Source organism: Neisseria sicca VK64, assembly GCF_000260655.1.
Lineage (GTDB): Bacteria > Pseudomonadota > Gammaproteobacteria > Burkholderiales > Neisseriaceae > Neisseria > Neisseria sicca_B.
In genome coordinates, this window is sequence record NZ_AJMT01000164.1 from 1 (window position 1) to 6521 (window position 6521).

General features: G+C 52.5%; 6 protein-coding genes. All 6 read right to left on the reverse strand.

The features are described from left to right. On the reverse strand, positions 1–146 hold a 146-nt coding region (locus HMPREF1051_RS14530), incomplete at its 3' end, for a DUF2818 family protein (RefSeq protein WP_036492798.1). A 127-nt stretch (positions 147–273) separates the two neighbouring features. Beyond that, positions 274–1716 carry an NADH-quinone oxidoreductase subunit NuoN gene (nuoN, locus tag HMPREF1051_RS09320; RefSeq protein ID WP_003767707.1) on the reverse strand — a complete coding sequence of 481 codons (1443 nt, stop codon included), beginning with the start codon at positions 1714–1716 and terminating at the stop codon, positions 274–276. Positions 1717–1725: 9 nt separating this feature from the next. Then, entirely contained in the window at positions 1726–3222 is a 1497-nt protein-coding gene (locus HMPREF1051_RS09325; protein ID WP_003767703.1) for an NADH-quinone oxidoreductase subunit M, read from the reverse strand. A 240-nt stretch (positions 3223–3462) separates the two neighbouring features. After that, entirely contained in the window at positions 3463–3783 is a 321-nt protein-coding gene (locus HMPREF1051_RS09330) for a hypothetical protein (protein WP_003767696.1), read from the reverse strand. Between the two features lie 224 nt (positions 3784–4007). Continuing rightward, entirely contained in the window at positions 4008–4313 is a 306-nt protein-coding gene (locus HMPREF1051_RS09335) for a chorismate mutase (protein WP_003767702.1), read from the reverse strand. Between the two features lie 69 nt (positions 4314–4382). After that, positions 4383–6407 carry an NADH-quinone oxidoreductase subunit L gene (nuoL, locus tag HMPREF1051_RS09340; protein WP_003767700.1) on the reverse strand — a complete coding sequence of 675 codons (2025 nt, stop codon included), beginning with the start codon at positions 6405–6407 and terminating at the stop codon, positions 4383–4385. Between the last annotated feature and the right edge of the window lie 114 nt (positions 6408–6521).

Here is a 6521-nt window from a genome sequence, read left to right on the forward strand (position 1 = left end):
AGGATGAAGCCTGCCGCCAATTCGACGAGGTGATGCCCGAAATGTTTGCGCTTGAGCGGAAACACGCCGAAAAATTTGGTGGTAACGAAAGGGGCATTGGCGAAGATGAGTGCCAATACCAAAAGGATGTACATGGATGCGGTCATGATGGTGTGTCTTTCTGTTTTCAGACGACCTCTTTGATTCAAAGGGTCGTCTGAAAAAACAATCTTGGGCTGCGTATCTTAACAAAAACGGCAGCCTCTGACACGGCTGCCGTTTCGGTTTATCGTCTTACAAAGTGTTTTCCAAAGCCTTTGCGCACCAGTCAATCATCGTTTGCGGCATAACGCCCCACAAAACCAACAAGAACGCATTGACGCTTAGGAAGAATTTGGCGGCATAGTTGCTGCCGATGGGTTGGTCATGAGTGGGTTCGTCGAAATACATGACTTTAACCACGCGCAGGTAGTAGAACGCGCCGATTAAGGACATAACGACCGCGAAGACCGACAACCAAACGTAATGGAATTTCAGCAACACCATGATGACGCCGAATTTGGCGTAGAAGCCCATCAGCGGCGGAATACCTGCCATAGAGAACATGACCAGCAGCATCAGTAAGGCAAACCAAGCATGGCGTTGGTTCAAACCTGCCAAATCTTTGATTTCTTCACACTCGATATTGTCGGTGGACAATACCATCAATATACCGAAGCCCGCAGCCGCCATCAAAGCGTAAGTAATGGCGTAATACAGACCCGCAGTAGAGCCGATTGAGCCTGCCATAAACGCCAGCAGGATAAAGCCCATGTGCGACACAGTCGAATAGGCAAGCATCCGCTTGATATTGGTCTGCATAATCGCGGCAAGATTACCGACCACAAGCGACGCAACGGCAAGGACGGCAAACATAGGCGCCCAGTATTGATGCACTTCGCCAAAACCGGTCAGCAAAATACGGAAGGCAAACATCACAGCGGCAATTTTCGGTGCCGTACCGATAAAGGCGGCAACGGATGTCGGCGCACCGTGATACACGTCGGGCACCCACATATGAAACGGCACTGCGCCCAGTTTGAACGCTATCGCCACGACGATAAACACCAACCCCAGTTTCAACAGCCATTCGTTGGCGATCTCGCTGTACGACGACGCCAAAACAGTGGCGAAGTCGAGCGAATGCGTCGCGCCGTAGACCATCGAAATGCCGTAGAGCAACAGGCCGGAAGCCAGCGCGCCCAAGACGAAATATTTGAGAGCGGCTTCGGCGGAGCGGCCGGAATCGCGGCGCAGCGCAATCATGGCGTAAAGCGACAGCGACAAAAGTTCCAAACCGATATAGGCGGTCAGGAAATGCGCCGCGCTCACCATCACGCTCATGCCTAACAGGGCAAAAAGCGACAAAGTGTAAAACTCGCCTTTAAAAATACCGCGCGCCTGATTGTACGGTTTGCTGTAAATAAACAGCCCGAAGGTCAGCCCGTACAGCACCAGTTTGGACAGGCGCGACATGCCGTCGGCGATATACATCCCGTGAAACGCCAGCGTACTGCCCTGCTCCCACACCGCCAGCTGCGTAACCGCTACGATAATAACGGTTCCCAAGCTCATCAGATGGGTCAGATAGCGGTTTTTATCGCTAATCCACAAATCTGCCAGCAATACGGCAATCAGCAGCGCAAACAGCACGATTTCGGGCATGGCAGGCATTAAGTTCAAATCAATCAAGTTCATTCGCACACCTCAAATCTTGCTTTGCGCCACATGGGCAATCAAATCGTTTGCCGCCTGATGCACCACTTCGATAAATGCCTGCGGATACAGGCCCATACCCAATACCGCAACCGCCAAAATCGCCAGAATCGCAAATTCGCGGCAGTTGATGTCTTTCATATCGGCAACGTGCGGATTACCGACCGCGCCGAAAATCACGCGCTTATACATCCACAGCGTGTAAGACGCACCGTAAATCAGCGTCAGCGCCGCCAGCGCGCCCACCCAGAAATTCACTTTGACCGAGCCCATAATCACCATAAACTCGCCCACGAAGCCCGAAGTCGCCGGCAGACCCGCGTTTGCCATCGCAAACAGCATCATAAACGCCGCAAACTTGGGCATCACGTTCACCACGCCGCCGTAATCGGCGATATTGCGCGTGTGCAGGCGGTCGTACATCACACCGATGCACATAAACATCGCTGCCGACACGAAACCGTGCGAAATCATCTGAATGACCGCACCTTTCAACGCCCAGTCGTTCAACTGCCCGTTAACAAACAAGAACATCCCCAAGGTAACGAAACCCATATGGCTGATGGACGAATACGCCACCAGTTTTTTCATATCGGTCTGCACCAGCGCGACCATGCCGATATACACCACCGCAATCAGGCTCAACACGATGATGACAGGCGCGAAATAGCGCGACGCGTCGGGCAGAATCGGCAGGATGAAGCGCAAAAAGCCGTATGCGCCCAATTTCAGCGTAATCGCCGCCAACACCATCGAACCGCCGGTCGGCGCCTCAACGTGGGCATCCGGCAGCCAAGTGTGCACGGGGAACATCGGCACTTTCACCGCAAACGACAGGAAGAACGCCACAAACAAAAGCTGTTGCACGCCCAGCGGAATCTGTTTGATGTTTTGGAAATCCTCAATCGAAAAGCCGCCGACTTGGTAAGACAGGTACACAATCGCCACCAGCATCAGTAACGAACCCATCAGCGTATAGAGAAACAGCTTCACCGACGCATACACGCGGCGCGGACCGCCCCACACGCCGATAATCAGGTATAGCGGAATCAGCATACCCTCGAAGAACACATAAAACAGCAGGGCATCCCGTGCCGAAAACGCGCCGTTAATCAGGCCCGACATGATTAAAAACGCCGCCATATACTGCGCCGGACGCTTCTGAATCACTTCCCAACCCGCCAGCACAACCATCAGCGTGATAAACGCGTTCAGAATGACAAACAGCACCGAAATACCGTCCACACCCAGCGAATAGTTGATTCGCAAAAGCGGAATCCACTCGTGGAACTCGGTAAACTGATAGCCGCCGCTCAAACGGTCGAAACCCGTAAACAAGGGCAGCGTTACCAAGAAACCGGCAAGCGCACCGATTAAAGCGAGCACGCGGGCAAGCGGCGCACGGCTGTCCGGCCCCGTCGCCAAAACCAGCACGCCCGCAGCGATGGGTATCCATATTGCCAAGCTGAGTAGGTAGTTGGAAAACATAGTGGTTAACCTGTGGTTAAAATAAAAATATAGTTGTGTGGTTTGGTTTTTCAGACGACGTTTCAGTAGGTCGTCTGAAAAAGGTTTGTTCAGGCTTCTGCTATTTGTCTCAAGCTAATTCTGCCAAATCTTCCAGCCGTAGGTCGGATTCTCGAATCCGACACGCTTTACTATTTTCTTTTTCATGTCGGATACAAGTATCCGACCTACAACTTGAATGGTTTTCTTTTTCAGACGACCTCAAACGCTGCCTTCTTTCTCGATCACCAAAATCCGCGCTTCGCCGCATGGATGGGCGACGTGTTCCGTACCGATTCCTGCGTAGAAGATGTCGCCGCTTGTCAACCGAACGATGTGTTCTTCGCCGTTTTCTCGGTAGTGCATATCGACTTCGCCGTCCATCACGGCAAACACTTCCTCGCCGTCGTTGACATGCCATTTGTAGGGCTGATCCGTCCAATGCAGGCGCACGGTGGTGCCGTTCATCTTGGCGATGTCGAGTGCGCCCCATGCTCGGGGAGCGGTAAATTCGGCGGAGCGGATGGTGTGCGTGTCGGGCATTTTCGCGTCTCTTTGATTCTGTATCTAGATAAACCTATCGATACAACTGTTTATTAAATCCCGTCATTCCCGCGCAGGCGGGAATCCAGAACGTAGATTTTAGGAAACCTTTTTCCTTGACAGGTTTATGCGCCGATAGGTCTGGATTCCCGCCTGCGCGGGAATGACGGCAGTCGGCAAATTCCGTATCTATCCAAGTAAATCAATTATGACCGAAATGTTGGCTACGCCCCGTCGGTACGGTTGGTTTCCATCTCAAGCTTAATGAACGCATCAATCATACTGCGCCAAACTGCTTCGGCTACTTCGGGCGACAAACCGGCCTTTTCGGCGTAGGCGCGGCGCGAGGCAATCACTTGTGCCACCCGTTCGGGCGCGGAAACCGCCTGCACATTATTTTTAGGTTTCAGACGGCCTGCCTGCCGCACCAGCTTCTGCCGGCGGGCGAGCAATTCTATTAATTCCTTGTCCAAACCGTCGATGGCTTCGCGGACTTCGTCTAGGGTTTGCGGTAATTTGTCTTCAACCATTGTTTCTCGTGTTTCCTTTTTCAGACGACCTCTAAACCGACTACGGACAGGTCGTCTGAAACTCTGCCTTTATCTGAACAAGCCCCAGAAAGTCATGCCGAGCAAGACCAATACGCCGAACACCATAGCGGCGGCGTAGGTGTAGATAAAGCCGGTTTGGACTTTGCGTATCTGAGCGGCAATCGCGCCGACCAGTTTAGCGGAGCCGTTGACGATGCCGTTGTCGATAATGGCGGTATCGCCGACTTTCCAAAAGAAGTTGCCCAATGCGCGCGTGCCTTTGGCGAAGACGTTGAAATACAGGGCGTCGAGGTAGTATTTGTTTTCAAACAAAACGTAAACCGGACGGAACGTCTGCGCGATTTTGGCGGGCAGGTGCGGCAGTTTGACGTACAAAAGCCATGCGCTCAATACGCCTGCGATTGCGAGGTAGAGGACGGGCGAATGCAGGCTGTGCGACACCATCGCCAATGCGCCGTGGAACTCTTCTTTCATGATGTGCATGGTCGGATGCGCGTCGGCATTGACGAAAATCACGTCTTTGAAGAAATCGCCGTAGAGCATGGGTTCGATGGCGATGTAGCCGATAATGACGGACGGAATCGCAAGCAGAATCAGCGGCAGGGTAACGACCAGCGGGCTTTCATGCGGATTGTCGTTTTTGCCCAAGCCGTGATGTTCTTCGCCATGGTCGTCCGAATGGTGTTCGGGCAGGCTGCGCCATTTTTCTTCGCCGTGGAACACCATAAAGTATTGGCGGAACGCGTAAAACGCGGTAACGAACACGCTGGCGAGGACGGCGAAATAGGCAAAGCCGCTGCCCGGCAGGGTGCTGTATTTCGCCGCTTCGATAATCGAATCTTTGGAGTAGAAGCCGGAGAAGAACGGCGTACCGATCAGCGACAAGTTACCGATCAGCATGGTCAGCCAAGTAATCGGCATGTATTTTTTCAGATTGCCCATGTGGCGCATGTCTTGGTCGTGGTGCATACCGATAATGGCGCTACCCGCCGCCAGGAACAGCAAGGCTTTAAAGAAGGCGTGGGTCATGACGTGGAACATCGCCACGGAATAGGCGGACGCACCCAGAGCCACGGTCATATAGCCCAGTTGCGACAGGGTGGAATACGCAACCACGCGCTTGATGTCGTTTTGAATCACGCCCAAGAAGCCCATAAACAGGGCGGTAATCGCGCCAATCACCATAATGACCGACAGCGCGGTGCTGCTCATTTCGTAAATCGGCGACATACGCGACACCATGAACAGACCTGCCGTAACCATGGTTGCGGCGTGAATCAATGCAGAAATCGGGGTCGGGCCTTCCATCGAATCGGGCAGCCAGACATGCAGCGGGAATTGTGCCGATTTACCCATCGCACCGACAAACAAGAGCAAACAGGTTACGGTAATCAAAGACCATTCCACACCGGGGAAAAGCTGGATGGTGGCATTTTGTACGTTGGGCAGATAGGCGAATACGTCCTGATAACGCAGGCTGCCGCCGAAATAGGCAAGCACCAAGCCGATACCGAGCAAAAAACCGAAGTCGCCGACACGGTTGATCAAAAAGGCTTTCAGGTTGGCAAAAATCGCGCTCGGACGTTTGAAATAGAAACCGATTAAGAGATACGACACCAAGCCCACCGCTTCCCAACCGAAGAAGAGCTGGACGAAGTTGTTGCTCATAATCAGCATCAACATGCTGAATGTAAACAAAGAAATATAGCTGAAGAAGCGTTGGTAGCCGACTTTTTCATCGTGCATATAGCCGATGGTGTAGATATGCACCATCAACGACACGCCCGTTACCACGACCATCATCATCGCCGTCATCGTATCGACCAAGAAGCCGACGGAAAAATCCAAACCGCCCATCGTCAGCCAGGTATAGACATTCTCGTCAAACTTGGCGCGGCTGCCGTCGATAAAGCCCCACAGCACATAAGCCGACAACACGGCGGACACCGCCACGCCGAGTATCGTAACCGTATGCGCGCCGGCACGTCCGATTTTATTGCCGAACAAACCCGCAATCAGCGAGCCTGCCAAAGGCACGAGGGCAATGATGAGATATAAAGTCATGTCGTTCATTTTGGATGAACCTTTTTGATTTTAGGAGTTTTTTAAACTTCAGACTGCCCGAAAGTTTTTAGATTGGTTTGCCAATTCAACACTTTCAAGCTGCCTTCGTATCTTTATTAATGG